General features: G+C 66.0%; 12 protein-coding genes. 5 read left to right on the forward strand and 7 right to left on the reverse strand.

Going from position 1 to position 20,566, the window contains the following annotated elements:
* The first annotated feature begins 2 nt into the window (after positions 1-2).
* From H4W80_RS13770 to H4W80_RS13785, 4 genes are read left to right on the forward strand one after another with little or no spacing between them, the layout of a single operon-like run.
* Positions 3-1,547, forward strand: a complete 1,545-nt coding sequence (locus H4W80_RS13770) for a VirB4 family type IV secretion system protein (RefSeq protein ID WP_318786855.1) — start codon at positions 3-5, stop codon at positions 1,545-1,547.
* Positions 1,544-3,889: a type IV secretory system conjugative DNA transfer family protein gene (locus tag H4W80_RS13775; protein WP_192785450.1), complete on the forward strand. Its 2,346-nt coding sequence runs from the start codon at positions 1,544-1,546 to the stop codon at positions 3,887-3,889. The genes H4W80_RS13770 and H4W80_RS13775 overlap by 4 nt, the downstream gene beginning before the upstream one ends.
* Positions 3,886-4,719: a replication-relaxation family protein gene (locus H4W80_RS13780; RefSeq protein WP_225963428.1), complete on the forward strand. Its 834-nt coding sequence runs from the start codon at positions 3,886-3,888 to the stop codon at positions 4,717-4,719. Before H4W80_RS13775 ends, H4W80_RS13780 begins: the two co-directional genes overlap by 4 nt.
* Positions 4,716-5,348: a C40 family peptidase gene (locus H4W80_RS13785; RefSeq protein WP_225963429.1), complete on the forward strand. Its 633-nt coding sequence runs from the start codon at positions 4,716-4,718 to the stop codon at positions 5,346-5,348. The genes H4W80_RS13780 and H4W80_RS13785 overlap by 4 nt, the downstream gene beginning before the upstream one ends.
* 287 nt (positions 5,349-5,635) lie before the next feature.
* Here H4W80_RS13785 and H4W80_RS13790 read toward each other — a convergent pair whose 3' ends face one another.
* On the reverse strand, positions 5,636-5,902 hold the full coding sequence (locus tag H4W80_RS13790) for a hypothetical protein (protein WP_192785451.1): 267 nt from the start codon (positions 5,900-5,902) through the stop codon (positions 5,636-5,638).
* A 111-nt stretch (positions 5,903-6,013) separates the two neighbouring features.
* A complete protein-coding gene (locus H4W80_RS13795) occupies positions 6,014-14,329 on the reverse strand; it encodes a DNRLRE domain-containing protein (protein ID WP_192785452.1) in 8,316 nt (2,771 codons plus the stop codon).
* A gap of 1,532 nt (positions 14,330-15,861) precedes the next feature.
* On the opposite strand from H4W80_RS13795, the gene H4W80_RS13800 reads away from it, so the two are divergent.
* A complete protein-coding gene (locus H4W80_RS13800) occupies positions 15,862-16,224 on the forward strand; it encodes a hypothetical protein (protein ID WP_192785453.1) in 363 nt (120 codons plus the stop codon).
* A gap of 168 nt (positions 16,225-16,392) precedes the next feature.
* Here H4W80_RS13800 and H4W80_RS13805 read toward each other — a convergent pair whose 3' ends face one another.
* From H4W80_RS13805 to fxlM, 5 genes are all read right to left on the reverse strand, one after another.
* Entirely contained in the window at positions 16,393-16,878 is a 486-nt protein-coding gene (locus H4W80_RS13805) for a hypothetical protein (RefSeq protein WP_192785454.1), read from the reverse strand.
* Between the two features lie 588 nt (positions 16,879-17,466).
* Positions 17,467-17,823: a hypothetical protein gene (locus tag H4W80_RS13810; RefSeq protein WP_192785455.1), complete on the reverse strand. Its 357-nt coding sequence runs from the start codon at positions 17,821-17,823 to the stop codon at positions 17,467-17,469.
* Positions 17,824-18,166: 343 nt separating this feature from the next.
* A complete protein-coding gene (locus H4W80_RS13815; RefSeq protein ID WP_192793483.1) occupies positions 18,167-18,703 on the reverse strand; it encodes a DUF932 domain-containing protein in 537 nt (178 codons plus the stop codon).
* A 178-nt stretch (positions 18,704-18,881) separates the two neighbouring features.
* On the reverse strand, positions 18,882-19,193 hold the full coding sequence (locus tag H4W80_RS13820; RefSeq protein ID WP_192785456.1) for a transposase: 312 nt from the start codon (positions 19,191-19,193) through the stop codon (positions 18,882-18,884).
* 41 nt (positions 19,194-19,234) lie between these two features.
* A complete protein-coding gene (gene fxlM, locus H4W80_RS13825; RefSeq protein WP_192785457.1) occupies positions 19,235-20,485 on the reverse strand; it encodes a methyltransferase, FxLD system in 1,251 nt (416 codons plus the stop codon).
* Positions 20,486-20,566 lie beyond the last annotated feature (81 nt).

Here is a 20,566-nt window from a genome sequence, read left to right on the forward strand (position 1 = left end):
ACGTGTCGCTCCATGTGGATCCGGTGCCGTCCCTGGTGGCCGCCGATCGGCTGCGCAGACAGCTGGCCCGGTTGGAGTCCGGGCTGCGCAGCGACCAGCAGCACGGGCGTCTCCTCGACCCGAGCGCCGAGGTGGCCGCGGAGGACGCTCAGGAGCTCGCCTCCCGGATCGCACGCGGGCAGGCCCGCCTGTTCCGCGTCTCGATCTATTTGACCGTTCACGCGGCCACTCAGAACGAGCTGGACGAGGCGTGTGCCCAGGTACGCGCGCTGGCCGCGTCCCTGCTTCTGGACGCCCGCCCGGTCGCATTCCGCCAGCTGCAGGGCTGGGTGTCCTCACTGCCGGTGGCCTTCGACAACCTCAACACCACTCGCACGTTCGACACTCCGGCCTTGGCCGCCGCGTTCCCCTTCACCAGCCCGGACCTGACCGCCGCGACGGGGCCAACAGCCGTCCTGTACGGGGCGAACGCGGCCAGTGCCTCCCTGGTGACCTGGGACCGGTTCGCCCAGCCCAACCACAACTCGGCGATCATCGCCAGCAGTGGAGCCGGCAAGTCCTACCTGGCCAAGCTGGAGGCATTGCGCTCGCTGTACACCGGGGTCGAGGTCGCGGTCATCGACCCCGAAGACGAGTACGCCCGGCTGTGCGAAGCCGTGGGTGGCGCCTACCTTCACCTGGGCGCGCCCGACGTCCGGCTCAATCCCTTCGACCTACCCGCCGACGGACGAGACGCGCTCACCCGCAGGGTGCTGTTCCTGCACACGCTGGTCGCGATCATGCTCGGCGAACCGCTGGATAAGACGGGCAAGGCCGCACTGGATCGGGCCATCCTCGCCGCGTTCAAGCAGGCCGGAATCACCTTCGACCCGGCCACCTGGGACCGGCCGCCGCCGTTGATGCGAGATCTGGTAACCGCGCTTACCGAAGATGCCGCCGAGCTGGCCGCCGGACTCGCACCGTACGTGACGGGCAGCCACCGCCGGCTCTTCGACGGACCCACCACCACCCGGCCCGACTCCCACCTGATCGTGTTCTCTCTTCGGGACCTGCCAGAAGAGCTGAAGGCCGTCGGCACGCTGCTCACCCTGGACGCCGTCTGGCGGCGCGTGTCCAACCCCGACCTACGGCGTCCGCGACTGGTCGTGGTCGATGAGGCGTGGCTGCTCATGAAGGATCCCGAAGGGGCGAAGTTCCTGCTCCGGATGGCGAAGGCGGCCCGCAAACACTGGGCCGGGCTGTCGGTGGTCACCCAGGACGCCGCCGACCTGCTCGGCTCCCCCGCCGGGCAGGCCATCATCGCCAACTCAGCCACGCAGATCCTGCTGCGACAGGCACCCCAGTCCATCGACGCGATCACTGACGCCTTCAACCTGTCAGAAGGCGAACGACAGCTCCTTCTGTCCGCCGACCGTGGCACCGGCCTGCTCGCCGCGGACTCCGGCTCCTCCCGGGTCGCATTCCACGTCCTGGCGAGCCCCACCGAACACCGCCTCGTCACCTCCTCCCCTCAAGAACTCGCCCAGTACGAAGAGGAAGATCTGTGACGCTCTACGACCCGGACGCCCTACTGAACCTCGGCCTGGAGTGGCTCCGCACGCACGGCCAGCAGATAGCGATCTTGCTTCTGGTCAGCGTGCTCGTAGCGAGTCCGAGCCGGTTCCTGCTCGTACGGCTGCGCCACCACGCCGCCGCCCGAGGAGCACGCTGCCTGGAGATCTTGGCTCCGCCGGTCGCGGACCTGCACGGCGCCGAGGCGCTGTGGGGCAACCTGCTCGGGCTGCTGCGCCCGGCGTGGAAGCGAGTCCTCTTCGGCCAACCACACCTGACCTTCGAGTACGTCTTCGGTGCTGGTGGGGTGCGGATCCTCATGTGGGTTCCCGGCACCGTCCCCCAGCACCTGGTGGATCACGCGATCGAGGCCGCCTGGCCCTCCGCGCGTACGACTGTCGTGGAGGCGACCACGCCGGTGCCGCTGAGGGGGCGTGCCACCGGCGGGTGGCTCATGATCGCCCGAGAGGAGCGGTTGCCGATCCGGCACGACCACGACCAGGACCCCCTCCGTGCCTTGCTCGGCGCGGGGGTGGGCATGCCAGTCTGGCAGCACGCCACAGTGCAGATCCTGGCCCGTCCGGCCACCGGCCGCCGCCTCTCCCGCCCAGGACTCCCTGCAGCGCTGCTGCGCGCCGCCCTCGATCTCGCCATCCCGGGGCATGCTCGCCAGCACCGGGAGCTGGATCATGCCCTACGGCTGGAGCACTACGCCGAGGCCCGCGCCGTCCGAGACAAAGCCCTCCGCCCCCGCTATGAAGTGGCCATCCGCTACGCCGTCCAAGCGGACGATGACAACGCGGCCAAGCTGCGCCGCCAGGCCATCCGCGGGCGGGCACACGCGATCGCCGCCGCCTTCGCCCTCTACTCCGGACACAACCGCCTGGAACGGCGCCGACTGCTCCGACCTGCGCAGGTGCTGGCGTCCCGCCGTCTCGGACGCGGGTTCCTGCTGTCGATCCCTGAACTCGCCGCGCTCGCTCACCTCCCGACCGATCCCGCCGTCCCAGGCCTACAACGAGCCGGGGCGAACACGGTCGCTCCCACGCCACGAGTCGCCCAGCACGGCAAGGTGCTCGGAACCGCAGACGCAGGCCACCAGCGACCCATCGCGCTCCGCGTACCCGACTCCTGCCATCACGTGCACATCCTCGGCCCGAACGGCACCGGCAAGAGCACCCTGCTCGCCCAGATGATCCTGTCCGACATCCAGGCCGGACGCGGCGTCGCCGTCATCGACGCCAAGGGCGACCTGGTCGCCGACCTCCTCGGCCTCATCCCCGAAACCGCCGGACAGCGCATCGCGCTCATCGACCCCGACGACCCCCATTCCCGGCCCGCGCTCAATGTTCTGAGCGGCCCGAACCAGGACACCCTCGTGGACAACCTGGTCGGCATCTTCCACAAGATCTACGCCGACTCGTGGGGACCACGCAGCGACGACATCCTGCGCGGCTGCGCTCTCACCCTGTCCCGCAGCGGCGGAACCCTCGCCGACATCCCCTCCCTGCTCACCGACCCCCACTACCGCCACCAGCTCACCGAACGCCTGAACGACCCGTTCCTGGCAGGGTTCTGGACCTGGTACGAACGCCTGTCGGAGCAGGCCCAATCCCACGTCACCGCGCCGATCATGAACAAACTCCGCGCGTTCCTGCTCCGCCCCTTCGTCCGCGACATCCTCGGCTCTGCCCAATCCACCTTCGACATCGGCGACGTCCTGAACGGCAAGATCCTGCTCGCCCGCCTGCCCAAAGGCGTCCTCGGCGACGACACCGTCCGCCTGCTCGGCTCACTCCTGCTCGCCCAGGTCTGGCAGGCCGCCTCCCACCGCGCCCGCCTCGGCCACAGCCGCGCCCCCTCCGCCCTGTACGTCGACGAAACCCAGAACTTCCTGAATCTCCCTCGCGCGCTGTCAGAGATGCTCGCCGAAGCCCGCGCCTACGGCCTCTCGATCGTCCTGGCCCACCAGCACCTGGCCCAGCTCCCCCACGACCTCCATCAAGCCATCAGCTCGGACGCCCGCAACAAGGTCTACTTCTCGCTCTCTCCCGAAGACGCCCGGGAGACTGAACACCACTTCAGCCCGTACCTCACCCGCCACGACCTGGCCAATCTCGGCGCCTACCAAGCCGCCGCCCGCCTCATCGTCCGTTCCGGTGAGACCCCGCCCTTCACCCTGCGCACCCGCCCCCTCCCCACCCCGGATTCCGAGGTCGCGCAACGCGTCCGGGTCGCCGCCGCCCAAGCCCACGGCCGTACCCCGGTCCGTCCCAAAGCCCTGCCGCACGACGACCCGCGGCAGCAGCCCAACACCGAAGGAGACGCTCACCCATGAACGAGCACTACACGCCAGCCGTCATGGCCTCACTCGCCACCCAGCTCACCAGCCGCGACCGGCACCTGCTCCGCCTCGTCTGGACCCACAAGGTGCTGACCAGCCACCAAATCACTCGCATCGCCTTCAACGACCCGACCACGGCGCGCCACCGTCTGGTCAAGCTGCATCACATCGGCGTCCTGAACCGCTTCCGTCCCAAACCGCCGACCGGTTCCGCCCCCTGGCACTACGTGCTCGGCGAACCCGGCGCCGTCGTGCTAGCCACCGAAGACGGCATCGAGTTGGCCGAATTCGGCTACCGCCGCGACCGCGTCCTGTCCATCGCCTACAGCCAGCGTCTGGCCCACACCGTCGGCACCAACGACGTCTTCGCCCACCTGTCCGGCACCGCCCGCCAGACCACCGGATGCCACCTGCATACCTGGTGGCCAGAAGGACTCTGCGCCACCCAATGGGGCACCCACGTCCGCCCCGACGCCTACGGCCGATGGACCGAGAACGGCCAGACGGTGGACTTCTTCCTCGAATACGACACCGGCACCGAAACCATCGGCCGAGTCGTGGCCAAACTGGACGGCTACGCCGCCCTCACCGCGGCCACCGGCATCACCACACCCGTTCTGTTCCTGACCAGTTCCGCACGCAGAGAGAGCACCGTGCAGGACCGCCTCCGACTACGCGCCATCCAGACTTCGGTGCCCTGCGCCACCGCCGTCACCGGCTCCAGCCCGCATGGTCCCGTCTGGCTCCCCCATAACCGCCGAAACCAGCGGCTGCGGCTGGCCGAACTCGCCAACCACTGGCCCCAACCGGGGGCTCCCTGTTGATCGCAGAAACCGGGCTGTCATCGATCTTCGCTGCAGCCGCCAGCCTAATGGGTGCCATCGTCCTCCTCGCCGCAGTCGCCGGAGGTGCTTACGTCACAACCACGACGACCACCGCAACGTGCGACGGCACCAGCCCCGAACCACTCTCGGTGGAACCGTGTGGGCAGTTCCCCAAGGTGATACCTGCTGAAGGGCTCGCAGGACCTGAGCTCGGACTGATCGCCGTGCAAACCGCGCTGCACATGCGCGGCGTCCCGTACTCCTGGGGCGGCGGCAACGCCAACGGGCCCAGCTTCGGCATCGATCAGGGTGCCCACATTCGCGGGTTCGACTGCTCCGGCCTGGCCGAATACGCCTGGGCCAAGGCGGGAGCCCGAATCGGCGGACACACCTCCGCTCAATGGAACGCAGGCGTCCGCGTCCCCAGAAGCCAGATCCGCCCAGGAGATCTGATTTTCTTCGCCACCAACCCCGCCCGTCCTTCAACGATTCACCACGTCGGCATCGCCGTCGACGCCACCCGCATGGTGCACGCACCCTCCACCGGCAGCACCGTACGCATCGACACCTGGGCAGGCGTCCCCTACCGCGAACAAGAATTCATCGGCGCCATCCGACCTGCGTCATAAAATGATCGTTATGCCCACGGCCCATCCCACGCAACTTCGTGAATTGGCATTGGGGAGCGTGGCGCGGACTGGACACATGTCCTACTGATCGCAGACGTCCAGGTCCTATGCGAGCGCTGCCCGCGTAATGACCGGGGCAGCTGCTCGCACCGACACTGTGAGCCGGCCAGGGAATGCGTGCCAAGCTGACGTGGCGCACTGCAATCACTGTCAGCAGGGCGATCAGGAACGGAATGACTAAGTGTCACGATGGGGCTGGTTGGGTGATCAGACCGGTGCGAGACCTTTCAGCCTCTGTACAGCCAGGGAGCGAGCAGCCCCTCAAGTTCGCTATCTGTCATGTTGCCCCCTTGTCCAAATCCGTGCCACCCCAAGGCCCGCTGCATGACGTAGACCGGAATCCCAAACGCTTCGTTGAGAACCGCTGTGGCCGCAACCGGCCCGAACCTTTCGCCAAGGAGTTCTTGAACATATTGCATGAGTCCGGTGGCGCTCACGCCGTTCGCCCTGGCATTGACAACTGACACGACCGCATCGTTGCGCCAGTCCGACATACTATGACCATCTTTCTCGAAGTCCTGCGGATGGACAGCGGGCAACTCGAGAGCGCGGTCTTCGAGTCGCCCGCTGGTTAGACGTGAGCTATTATCTCACACAACCCAGACCTACCGGAAAATCACGCCCACGTTCGTGTATTCTCCGTGATTTCCGCGCAGCTCTACGAATTCGACGCTGCGTGTAAATCCATGGCGTCCCGCCATCTTGCCGGTGAATGTCGCACGTGCGGCGTCATCAAGAGACATACCCGACCGGATCGCCGCGTTGAACGAGTCCAGATTATCCCTGAGTTTGTCCCCGTTCTGCCAATAGGCCTTGACTCCCTTCACATCACCTCCGAAATACTTCATGGCGTTTCCGAACATCTCACTGCCGCGAGGGGTGTCATCGGCCTTTTCTACAGCCATCGTCACGATGCCGTTCTCGTCCAGATCGGCAATGATGCCCCGCCCGCTCGGATAGATCTCGTTATATGTCTTGATCGGAAAGGGGAAGTCTCCAGGCCCCTTGATGCGCGCACCGTGCGGGCCCGGAAAGAAGAGAGATGGGTCGTTGCCGCTCCGGAATCCTCTCCAGTAACTGTCGGGATCCAGATCGCAGCCGCACTCCATTCCGTGGTTCTTTTTTCTATTGATGTACTCCTCAGGAGTGTCTCCCGTAAGGGGCTGGGTGAGCATGTACCAGAGGCCGTCAAGGGCGCCACTAAGGTTAGCAATTGCACTATCGACCCCCGTTGGGGCCTTCTTTGAGTAGCTACACCCTCTTCTGCATGGATTGCCTGCCGGTAGATTGACGTTGTTGCTCTTATTTCGGTAGTGCTTTAGGTCTCTCTGCCATCCGTCATAACCGCCGTTCTTTCCATTGGCGTAATCGTCGGGAATGTGGCCATCGAGTTCCACAATGTTGATGGGGTTGCCGCCAGTGAAGGCGTAGCGGTTGCTAGTCCAGGGATCGAGGCCAAGGCTCAGGTCATCGAGGGCGCCGTTGTAGGTATCGAGGTTGAGGAAGCGATTAAGGCCAGGGTTGTAGTCGCGGAACCCCATGTCGTACATGCCAGTGGAGTTGTCCCAGCGCTTGGCGTTGAAGCGATAGGGGTTGTACTCCTCCTTGGCGGTGGGGTCGACGGGGTCTGGTTTGTCGACGCCGGTGAAGAGCTTGTCGTCGTTCTTGCCGTAGGCGGTGTAGCCGTAGGTGGCCCGGGTGTCGCCCGACTCCGAGGTGATCTGCTCGACGTCGGTGTGCGGGTTGTAACCGTAGTAGGACGACTCCTCCGACCCGTCGGTCTTCGCCTTGACCTGGGACAGGCGCTCGCCCCACGGCGAGTACTGGAAGGACTTGACCAGTTTGCCGGCCACCTCTTCGTCCAAGACCTCGCCGGAGAGGCCGAGGTAGGAGTAGGTGGTGGTTTTGGCTGAGGCGGTGCCTTCCTTTTCGGTCTTGGTGGTGGTGCGGTCGAGTGGGTCGTAGGTGTAGGAGGTGACGGTGTTGGTGGTGCCGTCGGTGCCGAGTTTTTCGTGTTTGGTGACGTGGTCGAAGCCGTCGTAGGTGTACTTCTCCCAGGTCTTGCCGCCGCCCTGGACGGTGCGCAGCCGCCCGTACGGGTCGTAGGTGTACGTGCTGGTCTGCCCGCCACTGGCTGAGGTCATCAGGCGGTTGCGGTCGTAGGTGAAGGTGGTCTTCTTGCCGAGGACCTCTTCTTCCCACACGTTGCTGTTGGCGTCGTGGGAGTAGGTCTCGGTCTCCGCCGTCCCGCCGCCGACCGGGGTCTTCACCGTCTTGGTGATGCGGTCGCGGGGGTCGTAAGTGTAGGCGTAGTCGTGTTCCAGGTAGGCGCCGGGGTTGTCGGCGTTCTGGATCTTGGCGTGGTCGCTGGCGCGCTGCAGATTGCCTTGGTAACCAATCGTGTGCTCGGCTACCACCGTCGCGTTGGGCTTCTTCTCCAGGCTGTGGCGCAGGACGCCGGACAGGAAGTAGTCGTAGGTGACGGCGTTGCCGTTGGCCTTGGTCTCGGTCTCGCGTTCGGCGCGGGACGTGAAGGTGTAGCGGGTGGTCTTCGGCGCGAGGTCGGTGGCCGACTTCTTGTTGACCACCTGCTCGACCAGGTCACGGACGTCGTAGCCGTAGGTGGCGACCGTCTTATCGTGGGTGCGCTCAATGACTGCGCTGTTCTCGTTGTAGCGGTAGCCGGTGGTGTTCTTCAGCGTGCCGTTGAGCGACTCCTTGACGGTGTCGATCTGGTTGAGGTTGGTGTAGGAGATGTCCCACAGGTCGATCTTGGCGGTCGGGGACTTGTCCCGGATGGCGGTGAGGTTGGCGTTGGGGTCGTAGGTGTAGGTGAAGTCCTTCTTCTCACCGTCAGTGTCGCCGCTGTTGTCGCGCACCAGCTTGACCGCATCGGCCGCCACGGTGCCGTTGGCGTCGTCGGTGAGGATGACGCTGTGGGCGGTGCCGGCGGTGAAGGTGTAGGAGCCGAGTTCGACCCAGGTGCCGGGGTTCTTGGTCTGGTCGAGGGTGACGCTGGCCTCGCCGTTCTGGTGCTTGATCTTGTATTTGGCGTTGGTGGCCGTGGCGCCGGACGGGTACCGGACCTGGACCTTGTAGGTGCCATCCGACGGGGTGGTCAGGTTCCAGGCGAACGACGATTGGCCGGTGCCCGCGGACGCGGTGGCGTAGTCGTAGCCAACGAACCCGGTGGCCGGCTCGGCCTGGGGGCCGACGATGTTGGATGCCGAGCCGCTGCCGGCGAGGGTCCAGGTGCCGGTGGTGGTGGTCTGGTCGGTGTCGGAGTTGTCGGACAGGACGACGTCGAGGCCGAGGGGGACTCCGTCGTCGGAGTGGGTCTTGAGTTTGCCGTCGGGGTAGTACGACCAGTCCAAAGCCCGCTGGCTGGAGCCGCCCGCGCTGGTGACGGTGCGGTTGGTCTGCAGGCCGATCTCGTTGTAGTCGTAGGTGGTCTTGATGTCCCACGGGTCGGTGGTGGTCTTGGACCAGCCGTTGTCCCAGTAGGTCATCGTGGAGACGTTGCGGATGCTCTGCCCGTGCGAGGGCGGGTGCGAGATCTCCTTCAGCCGGGAGACCGCGTCGTAGGCGTACAGGACGCTGTCGGGCTTGTTGTAGACCGGGTCGGACCGGTCGTAGGGGTAGATCTCCTCGATCGGCCGGTTGAGCTTGTCGTACTTGGTTTCGGCGACGAAGTCGACCAGGTCGCCGCCGCGTTCTACCCCGCGCGGGGTTATGGTCTTGGTCTTGTTGCCGACCTGGTCGTAGGCGAACTGGGTGGTGACGTACTTGATGACGCCGTCGGTCTCGGAATGCGGGACCTTGGTTTCGACCACGTCGCCGCGCTCGTTGTAGGCGGTGATCGCCTTGTTGTCGTCCTGGTCGGTCTGGCCCACAACCCGGCCGTCCAGGTCGTACTCAGTGGATGTCTCGTATCCGGCGGCGTCCTTGACGGTGGTGACGCGGTGGTTGCGGTCGTAGGTGTAGAACGCCGTGTAGTCGCCGGTGTCGGCGGTGGCGTTCTTGCGTGGGTCGATGACCTTGGTGACGTTGCCGACGTCGTTGTACTCGTAGGTGATCTTGTTCTGTCGAGCGTTGGCGACGTCGGTGGCAGTGACGCCGATTAGCTGGTAGATGTCGTCGTACGTGTACGTGGTGGTGAACTGGGCCGGGTCCGCGCCGGGCAGGTTGCCCTTGGGTTCGGTCTGGTTCTTCAGATTGCCGGCCAGGTCCCACGTGAAGGTGGCCTTGCGTTCCGGTCCGTTGTCGCTGTCCTTGGGCAGGAACGACTCTGTCAGCTGGTCGGCCTTGTCGTAGACGGCGGTGGACACGGCGCCGTTGGGAGCTATCGCCTTGGTGATGTTGTCGTTGGCGTCGTATTCCGGGGCCGGGGTGACGATGAACACCGGCGGGGAGGCGTCCTGGTCCTTGGGGACCTTGGACTCGAGCGGGCGTTTGAAGATGTCGTAGGTCTGGCTGGTGGTCTTGCCGAGTGCATCGGTGACCGACCGCACGTTGCCGCGCACGTCGTATTCGGTGACGGTGCTGTGCTCGTACGCGTCGGTGATCTTCTGGGGGTAGCCGGTCGGGTGGTAGTCGGTGAAGGTGGTGGTGTTGCCGTTGGCGTCGACTGACGTGGCCAGTTGGCCGACAGGGTCGTAGGTGTAGGTGGTGGTGTAATCGTCAGGATCGGCCGTTAAGACGCCGAGCGGATCGGTAACCGTCTTCAGGTTGCCGTTGCCGTAGTAGCCGAACTCCCACGTGTAGTGCTTCGCGCCGTCGCCAGCCCCCAGGGTGTTGCCGTTCGGGCTCGTCTTGAAGCGCAGGTCGGCGACGAAACCGTTGAAGTTGGCCGGACCCTCGTAGATCAGGATGGTGGAGGCGGTGCGGTTCTCGTTGGCCTCCGCGTCGGTGATCTTCAGCGGGTAGCCGGTCTTCGGGTCGTACTCCCACGTCGTAACGGCATATTCCGTCTTGCCGTCGTCCTTGCCCTTCTCGATCAGCGTGGTGACGTTGTGGTCGTCGTCCCACTCCAGATCAGTGATCTCGTTGTTGGCGTTGGTGATCAGATCCGGGCGGCCGTACTTGTCCAGCACGTACCTGGTGGCCTTGTTCGTGCCTTGCTGGAGCGGGTCGGTAACGGTGGCGTTGATGACTGCGCCCTGCGGGCCGTCTGGGTCGACGTAGTCGAACTTGGTGACTCCGTCGAGCCGGTCGGTGAGGGTTTCGACCTTCCACTTGTCCTCGGGGTCGACCTGCGGCTCGTAGTACTTCAGCTTCGTGTCGTGCCCGCGCGGGTCCTTGACGGCCACGAGCTTGACGTTCTTGTTGCCCTGGGTGGCGTCGTAGGTGAAGGCGAACGTCTTCGCTTGCTCGTCGCCGGCGCCGTCGACCATCTTGGCCATCAGGCCCTTGTCGGTGTAGGCGAAGGTCACCTTCCGGCCGGCGATGTCGGTGATCGACTCGACGTTGTCGATGATGTGCGGGTTGGTCAGCTTGGTGTCGTTGACAGGCTGGCCGGCGTCGTTGATGTAGGTGTAGTCCTGGCCCTTGGCGTAGTAGTCGAAGGTCAGGGTGCGACGCCCGGCCGCGTCGGTGATGTACTGCAGGAACTTGGTCGGCTTGTTGTTGGAGCGGCGACGTTCGTAGGTGAACGACATGGTGTTGCCGTTCTTGTCGACGATCGCCGACTGGAAGCCCTCGTCGTCGAAGAAGAACTGGGTGCGGTCCGGCTTGGTGAACACCCACTGCCGCAGCGGGTCGGCCGAGCCGGTCTTCTGCAGGTACAGATGCACGCCGCGCGGGTGCTTGTACTCGCAGTTGGAGGTGCAGGTGGGCGGGTCGCGCAGCCACACGTGGGTGGTGCCGTCCCCGTCGGTCAGCCGCACCTGCTCGGGCCAGACCTGACCGGGAGGGTGAAGGTGCAACTGTGAGCCGAGGCGCTGCAGCGTGGAGGTCTGCAGCGACCAGCCGTAGCCCATCGACGATGCGCTGGTGTCCAGGCTGTTGTAGGTCATCCGGACGAACGTCTGCGCGCCGCGGGAGGGGTTGGTGAAGGCGTTGTAGTTCCACACCACGTTGCCCGCGTACGGGTTGACCAGGGCGGTCGCTCCGGCGCCGGTGTTCTTGCCGGTGTAGGCGTAGAACTTCTCCAGCCCCAGCAGGTCGCTGGTCGGGGACTCCAGGCGGATCTGCTGCGGCAGTTGCGGCAGCTGGTGGCTGGCGGACTTCCAGCTGTTGGTAGTGGTGTCGTGCACGTCCCACACCAGCGAGGCGGCGTCCGCCAGGTTGCCCGAGGCCAGCGTGGGGGCCTTGACCTGGGCCTGAACGGTGACCGTGTCACGTGGCTCCAGCGCTGCTTCCAGCGGGGTGAACAGCTGGGTGTCGCCGGTCACGTCCGTGCCGTCCGGCAGTTTCCAGAAGTAGCCCAGCCGGGTGGTGCCGGCCGGCCAGGTCTCGCTGGTGGTGTTGGTGATCGTGACGTCGACCGTCCGCTGCTCGCCGCCGGCCATCCGGGACGGGGTGCTGGGGGCGCTGTAGGTCTGCGTCGGGTCGTAGTAGAGGACGTGCAGCCACGGCCGCACTTCCGGCTCGGCCGCCTCGGAGGAGGTGAAGGAGTCGCCGTCGCCGCTGGTCGGGCAGGCCTTGGACGACTCGCTGTCGGCGCGCAGCAGCAGGCCGTGGTTGGTGGACGGGTCGCTGATCCAGCGCTGCACCAGCGCGTCGAACCCGCGTGGCGCCCACCAGTGTGAGAAGTCGGGGTCGGTGGGGGAGGTGAAGAAGCCCTGCCCCACCGAGGTGGTCTCGTGGTCGCCGCCCGCCTTCGTCCAGGGCACGCCGGGTGCGGCCTGCTGCCAGGAGGCGGTGGCCTCGTCGAAGGAGCGGGTCAGCGGGTAGAAGTGGTAGCTCGGCTCGAGGCCGCGGTGGGCGACCTGGAAGATCCGCAGGTTCGCCATGACCTCCTTGATGCCTGCCGGGATGATGGAGGTGTCGAACTTCAGCAGCGCCCTGGTGGTGCCGAAGGCGGTGCCGCCGAATCCGGCCGACAGGTTCGCGCGCTCGCCCAGCTTGTCGTGCCCGACGCTGGGCTGGCAGCTGGTCAGCGTGGTGTCGGCGCTGGGCGGGATGGTGGCCGCGGTGATGCCCGCGTTGGGCAGCTCCACGATCAGCGGCCCCGATGTCGAGGCCTGCCCGGCCGAACGCACGGCGACCACCTGGTAGGCCACCTTCGTGTTCGGCGTGGCCGAGGTGTCCACGTACGTGGTCGCCTTGCTGTCCAGCGGCGCCACCAGGGTGGCCGGGGACGGGGTGAAGGAGAGGTCCCGGCTGCGGTGTATTTGGTACTCGGTGACCTCGCCAGGCCCGTCGTAGGGCTTCCAGGCCAGCTCCGCGCCGGTGGCGTGTACCACCAGCGGCCGTCCGAGCTGCACCGACGGGGTCCCGTAGGTCAGGGTCAGCTTGGGCATCGGGTTCTCCGGGAAGCCCTTGCCCCATTCGCCCTCCGCGTACTGCGGACCGCCCGCCGCCACCGTCTCGTTGACCGCCTTGACCATCACGCCGTGGTTCGGCGTCGTCCCGGCCAGCCAGGCGCGGGCCAGGTCGGTGACCGTGTAGGTGTGCCAGAGGTTGGCCTGGGCGGCCTGGAAGGTCGCGGTGGCGGCGACCTCGCCCATCGCGGTGTTGATCGAGTTCCAGGTCACCGTGCTGGGGTCCCACGGCTGGGTCACCCGCCGAGCCTCCAGCGCCACCGATCCTGTCGAGCCGGCCAGCGTCTGGTCGTAGTACAGCCCCATCTCGGCCTTGTCGATCGTCGTCCCCTCGGGGACCAGCCCCGTCAGGTCGAACCGCACCAGGCCGCGGTACACGCTCGTCCCCGATCGGCCCACGCTCAGCCGCAGGTCGACGTCGTAGTTCGTGGTCGGCGAGGTGGAGACGATCATCGCGTCGCTGGAGGTTGACCAGTCCGGTGCGATCACGACGGTCGGGTCGATGGTCACCGGCCAGGAGCGCTCGGGAGCGGCCAGCCAGCCCGCGTCGGGGGTGACCGTCAAGGTCGACTGCTCGCCCAGCGTCTGGGTGACGGCGGCAGAGAAGCGCTTGCCGTACGGCGAGGCCGCGTCGTCGGCCGTATCGATCATGTACGGCTTCGGGATCGTGAACACCGCTGCCTTGCCGGACGGCGGCACGAAACCGATCGACCCGTCCGGATTCGCCTTGGCCTGCAGGCCACCGGACATGCTGACGGTGAACTGGTACGACGGGCTGCCCTGCGGGGCGCGGGCGAGCACGATGCCCTCCTTCACCCCGGACGCGGTCACCTCGTACACCAGGTCGGCGCCCTCACCGAACGCGCCCCGGTAGGTGACCTTCGCTCCGTCCACCTCCGGCTTGATCGTCCGCGGCTCGCCCGGCAGACCGAAGGTCACCTGCGCCTCGCCGAGCCCGACCCGCACCAGCCGGTCACTGCGCTCGCCGAACCGGGCGACGTACCCGGTCCGCTCGGCCGCCAGCGTGAACCCGTCCTCGGCCTGCTCCCGCACCCGGGTGTCCACCGGCCGCCACGTGCCGGACTCGTCCCGCACGTGCTGGCGCACCGCCGAGATCTCCACCTGGCGGCGGCCATCCTCCAGCTCGAAGGTCTTACTCACCGCGGTGCGCTGCCCGGTCAGTTCCTTGACCCGCTTGCCCGGCTCCTTGACCGGATCCAGCTTCAGCTGCGCCGGCGTGCCATCTCGCCCCGGCAACGTGATCGGCGCCTGAGCCGGGCGTATCTCGCCCTTCGGCTCCTCGGCGAACCAGCCGGCCACCTGCCCGGCCAGCCAGCTCGACTGCGCGGTCAGCCAACTCGACGCGCGTGCCAGCAGCCCAGGCTCAGCCGGTCCGCTCTGCGCCGCGGCGGGCGGTGCCGAAGCGAGCGAGACCACCAGCGCGAGGGCGGTGATGAGGACGACATGCCGACGTAACCGTGCGTGACGTCTAGGTCGGCGCCGTGGGGCCGATGGCGGTTCTGGGATGGGTAATTGCGACACGGACACACTCCACACTCACGCGACCCGCCAGGGGTCGCAGATAAGGAGGATCTAAAGATCCCTTGAAGCAAAACATCCGCATCACGCCACAAATCGGCACATTCGGTCAAGAACCACGGAAGGTGACTTACCCGAAGTGTCGAACACACTGTTGAATGGGATGTGGCAAGCCTGTCGGACTGCGAAGATCCACCCAAAGATGGGGTTCCAGTCAACCTTCGGGAAATGTTACGGAGAGTGAAAGATCCAGGTCACTGAAACCGCTCCGCGAAGTACCTGGGAGTCAACTCCCAGCGAACTCACAGCAACTGACTCAGTCCGTAAACCTTCCTCGCAGGCGCCTTCGACGTGCAGAAACGCACGTCAGGCAGGCATACGGCGACGAATCTTTGCCCGACGCCCTTGACCGCCGTCACCATCCATGTCTAGATCGATAAGGTTTGCCGTTGCCCGCCCTCGCCTCCGAGAGGACATCCATGTCATCGACCAGAACGCGTCCACGGTGACGACCCGGCCCCACCAAGCCATCACCGAACGGCGTCGCACCCGCGGGCAGGCGATCAGGACCGCCACCGTCCTGGCAGGTCTCCTCCACCTCGTCGCGGCCGCTCTCCTGATCGGCATTCCCGCCAGCTCCCCCACCTTCGACGAAGTGCCGACTCCGGAGAGCAACACCACCAGCCAGCCCCCAGCCGCCCTATCCGCCCGCCCCAACGCCACACCGACAAGAGCCACCTCGGCGCCACGCCGGATCATCGCCTCCGCCATTGCTCCGACCAGCCGCCCGCGCCCGACCCCCACTTCACGCCGAAAGCGCACCACTCCACCCGCTGCCGGCGCCCAGGCAACGCCTCCACGACACCACCCCCATACTCCAGCCGCGCTGCCGGACGTCCCCAAGCCGTCGAAACCCGACAGCCGACCCACCGCGACCGGCACGCAGCAGGCGTCGCTGAGCGCACCTCCCGAGACCAGCCCTTCGCACACCCCACCCGGCCAAGGCGGACAACCACCGGGCCAAGAGAAGAAATCAGCACAACTACCTGTGGATGGCCAGCCCTCCAAGGACCTGCACACTCCACCCGGCCAGGAGCGGAAAGTGACATCGCCGTAGTGCGGCTACAGCAACCCTGGGCGAGCATCCGTGACGAGGTGTCGCAGCCGTTGCCCCCTGATCGCCTCCACACGGCTTCCGACCGAGCACTGGGCACGCGCCCACGACCAACTCATCAAGTTGACCTTCACCACCGACCGGTACCGGCCCAGGTGACTGAAGGGGCAGGCTCACGCACTGCCAGGCTTCAAGCTGACCACGTCCGTTCAGGCCCGCTGGCGATCGGAGAATGCGCCCCAGATTGTCGCCCTGGTCCCTGCCGGAGCCGCTTTGAGAAGGGATGCTTGGTCGAACGTGAGGAACGAGCAGCCAGATGACGACACACGAGCCACTGACCGATGAGGAACTGGCCGCGATCGAAGATCTCGCCGAGGCGGCAACTCCAGGCCCGTGGTTCGTCCGGCACCTCGACGACGAGGCGGCCATGAACCTCGTGGCCATCAGCACCGTTCCTGACACCGGCCGCGGCGAACGGTGGCCGAACTTCGATCATCACGAGATCGTGGCCGCCACTCTCATCCAGCGCCCTCGTTATGTCGACGTCGCCGATGAACTCTGGGATGAGAACGCCCAGTTCGTCGCGAACGCCCGCCAAGATGTCCCTCGGCTGATCGCCGAGATCAAACGACTCCGTCAGCTACTCGCCCAACAGGGACAGCAAGACTTCGAGGCGTAATAACGCTCACCACCGTTCCACAGGTATTGGCAGTTGCTCCGCGGCACCCCTCCGGGCCACATCCTGGCAGTGCCCAGCACCAGGCAGTAGGCTCGCGACGACTGACCTCGATCTGCCTTTGTTCACAGATTTGAAGTTGGTCGAGGGCCGGTTCCTCAGAACCGGCCCTCACTCTCCGGCAAGGCACCGCTGCAGCAGAACGAAACCAGGCATGGTCTCCGCCGGCTGGACGCCGACGTCGAAGATCTCCGGGTCTTCGAACACGGGCTCTCCGTTCGGGCGGCGGACGTACGCCACCCGTCCGTAATCGACACCATCTTCACGGTCGAAGCTCATCCAGGTGATGGCCTCCTGTTCCCCCTCCCGGAGCGGGTGGTTGGAGACAGCCCGGACGGCGACCGTGCTCGGCGGCTTGAACAACCACACTTGCGGAACGGCCAGCACCCACCGAACGGCGTCGATCTCCAGAGCCTTCCCCGCCGCCCTGTTCTCGATCGCCTCCGCCGATTCGGCGTCGCGCAGGTAGTCGTAGTAGCTCAGGGCAAGCTTGTCCCTGCCCTCCATGGCGACGATGGCCGGACACTCCTGGGCCATGATGTTCTTCTCCATGCGCTCCACCGCGTCGAACAGCAGATGCGCCGTCGCCTCGTTCATGTCGTCTCCGCCCTGCCTCTTCCGCAGCGTGCTCCGCAGCATCAGTCAGGGTTTCAGAAACGGCCAGATGCGGGATCAGAACTCGCGAAGCTTTCCGCAGTATGACGTCAGAACTCTGGTGTTCTGTCAGGACCCAGCCGGGGTGCTGACAGGCATGGACGCGCTGTGGCCGGATCGTCGCCAACGCGCCAGGAGGCGCGAAGCGCGCAGCCCAGTGCTCGTCCGTTTCTCAACCGGCACTGGCTGTTTGGCGGCATCGTCGCGGCAGAGCGAAGTCCGGCGTGATCCATTCGAGCCGGCCCGCCGGGCTGAAGGTCTCTGAGTCTTCGAAGACGATCTCCCCGCTTGGGAGGAGCCTCCCGGCATTACGCCTCTCAGAACCCGCCAAAACCGTTGACGCGCTGGGCAAGGCCGCCGGGAACGTCGTCAGCCCCAAGCCGAAGGACTCGCTCGCCTATGTTGGCGGGCGGAACTACACCAAGGCGATCTCCTTCCGCTGTTTCGGAGAGACATCGGGACGGTCGGCCTTGGTGTACCCAGCAGGGACCTGGCCCGTTTCCGATTCACACAATGGTCAGAACAAGCTCGTCACCGCTCCAGGTCATGGAGCCGGATGGTGGTACTGGTGGCGTGCAGCACCACATCGCGGACGCGGAGAAGATCCACATAGCAACGGACACATCGGATCAGCCGCATCCGATAACCGGACCAGCGGTTGATGTGAGTGGCGTCCGTCCACAGGTGGGTGTCCCACAGACATGCCATGCACTTGACGACGTCGGCACCGGTCGGCATCGGAGCCAGCCAGCACGCAACCACATACTCGCGTTCTGCGTCCGGATCGGCCGCTGAAACCAGCGTCGCCGTGTCGTTCCCAACTTCTCCGATCGCCACGATCCGCATTACGCGTCCACCACCGGCAACGGTCAGGTCTCTGACCGTCATGCTCGTCTTCCTCCTTGATCTGGGTTGGGGCGTAGGTGCCAGGAGACGCGCGGCATCTCCGGACAAGCTGCGGAATTGCTGCGGGACGACTTGCACCGAGGCCTGATAGGGCTGGTCAGCAACTTGAACCTTGCCGTCGGCCGGAAACCCGGTCCGCCAGTCGCGAAGCGCGCCGTTCTGTACTTCTGAGTCGTTTCTCACGGGGGCGCGGCCGACGCCGCCAGGCATACCAGGCAGCAGGTGCGCGAAGCTGCCTTGCGAGGGAGTACGTCCACATCATGGTCTCTCCCTTCGGTCGGCTCCCGGCACAGGCCAGGAGCCGCACCACATCGTCAGCGGGCTTTCAGACAGAGACGGCGAGTGAGCGGTCCAACACCTTGGAGAGGGTGCTCAGGGTGTCGCGGTCGAGTTCGTCGACGCCGCCGGTGGCCGCACGCAACATGTTGCGCTCGGCCCGATCGGCTCCCCGTACATGCTGTTCGTGGTGGGCGAAGGTGTTGACCGCCTGCACCACACCCCAGGCCGTCCCCTGCCAGGGCGACACCCGCAGGTCGTGGTTCCAGAGTCTGGTCAGTGTGTCGCGCTTGCTCTCGGCCATGGTCCGGCTGCGGCCCGGATGGTTGGGCATCGAGACGTGGGCGTCCAGGAAGGCGTTCCACTGCCATCGGCTGACCGAGATCCGGCACAGGTCTCCGACAGCTCGCGAGAACTCGTCGGCCAGGGTGTAGACGATGTTCAGCGCCTCGCGCGCCTCAGTGATCCGGAACTTCGAGTGCCGCGAGTGCTTGATCTTGACCTGCTGTCCGCGTTCGGCGAGCCCGGCAGCCATCGTGTTGTCGCACACGATGTTGGTCACCGCTCGCTTGAAGGTGGTGGCCAGGGACCCGTCGAGCGTGCACCTCGGCGATGCGCTCGGCCAGCTCCCCGTCGCGCATCGCGGAGCCCGGGCACGCCACTGCGGCGGGCGTAGAAGGCGGCACGGGAGACTCCCAGCAGCTCACACGCCCGTTTGACGCTGTGGCCGCCCTGCTTTTCCGCCTCGATGAACGGGTGCACGCTCACCGGGTCTCCTTGGCGAAGAAAGCTGTCGCTCGCTTGAGGACGTCGACGTCCTCGCGCAGCCGCCGATTCTCCCGCCGCAACGCCTCCAGTTCCTGGCGTTCGCTGCTGGTCAGCCCGTCCCGCTGCCCGGCGTCGACCTCGGCCTGGCGGATCCACTGGCGCACCGCGGTCTCGGTCAGATCGAAGTCCTTGGCCACCTGACCGACCGAGCGGTCACCGCGCCGGCACAGCTCGACGATCTCGGCTTTGAACTCCGGCGTGAACGAGCGGCGAGGACGCGGCTTCTTCTTCCCCATGCTCTCCATCATGGACATCCTTCCGGGGACAAGCCACTGATCTCGGATGTCCGTCAAACCGGATCAAGCCCACTCCAGTCCACCACCAGTTGAGTGTGGCGCTTGAGAAAAATTCGGCCTATGACGGGAGCTGACACCACCACGTCCGCCGGGTGGAGGGTGAACTGCGGGCCTGGGTGTTGCCGCCACTCGCGGTCCCATGTCGCCAGGTGAGCGGCAAGTCGCTCGGCGAGCTCGACGCCGTGGCGGCCATGGCTGTGGATACCGAACTCGAGGTGGCGCCCTTCGGTCTCATGGTCCCGGTGTGCCTCTCGATAAGTGAGGTAGGCGAAGCTGTCGGAAGTCACGAGGGCGGGGCAGAACCAACGCAGAACAGGTTTGATGAGGTCGCCTTCGCCGTCGTGGTCGGGGTTCGGCCAGATCACGCCGAAGGTGTCGTCGTGAGCCGCGAGCCACAGGTGCAACGTGTCGAAGGGGTCGTTGGAACGGACGACAATGCCGGTCCACAGTTCGCACGCGTCGCCGGTCAGCGCTTGGTCGAGTGCGTCTGTGTCCAGGGCCGGCCCGCCATCGAGCGTCAGCGTGACCGCTCCGCCGGCCAGAGCGGCGACCTGCTCGTGGTGCGCTCCGGCGCCCTGCATCGGCACGAACCCGCACACCGTCGGATCCAGCCCGACGAGCCGGTCACCGTCCCGGACAAAGGTGATCGACCGAGTGATCCCGCAGAACCGCAAGGGGACGATCATCCGGCCGCCTGGGGCGAGCAGGTGCCCCCACGGACAGTCCCAGGCACCGACCGTGACGAGGATGGCGTCATAGGGGCCGTCCTTATCGCCGATGTGCTCGGCATCTCCGAGGACGACCTTCACCTGTGGGTAGCCGGTTTCGGTGAGGAAGCGAGTCGCTCGCTCGGTGACGAACGGATCGATGTCCATGGTGACCACCAGCCCCTCCGGGCCGACGATCTCGGCGATGAGTGCCGCGTTGTAGCCGCCGCTGCCGATCTCCAGCACTCGCGCCCCACGCGTGAGCTGGGCGGCTTCGAGCATCTCGGCTTGCAGCCAGGGAGCGCTGACGGAACTCGTTGCCTTGCCGCTGGCATCACGCTTGGTGACAACGGTGTCCATGGCGGAGTAAGCGGCGGCGATTGACGGCGCTTCGGGGGCGAACTTCTCGCGTGGGACCTTCGCGAACGCTGCCGCGACCTCAGGAGAGCGGATCGATCCCCGTTCCTTCAGCTGGGCAACCATGTCGGCTCGCGCAAGATCCGGAGACTCAGATGATGACAGAGTGTCGATGGTCACTCGCTCAATGTTAGCCCCGGGCCCGGCGTGTGACCTCGGCTCGCCAGATGCTTCCCACTCAACGGATACATCTCACGGCAG

Source organism: Nonomuraea angiospora, assembly GCF_014873145.1.
In the GTDB taxonomy this organism is placed as follows: domain Bacteria; phylum Actinomycetota; class Actinomycetes; order Streptosporangiales; family Streptosporangiaceae; genus Nonomuraea; species Nonomuraea angiospora.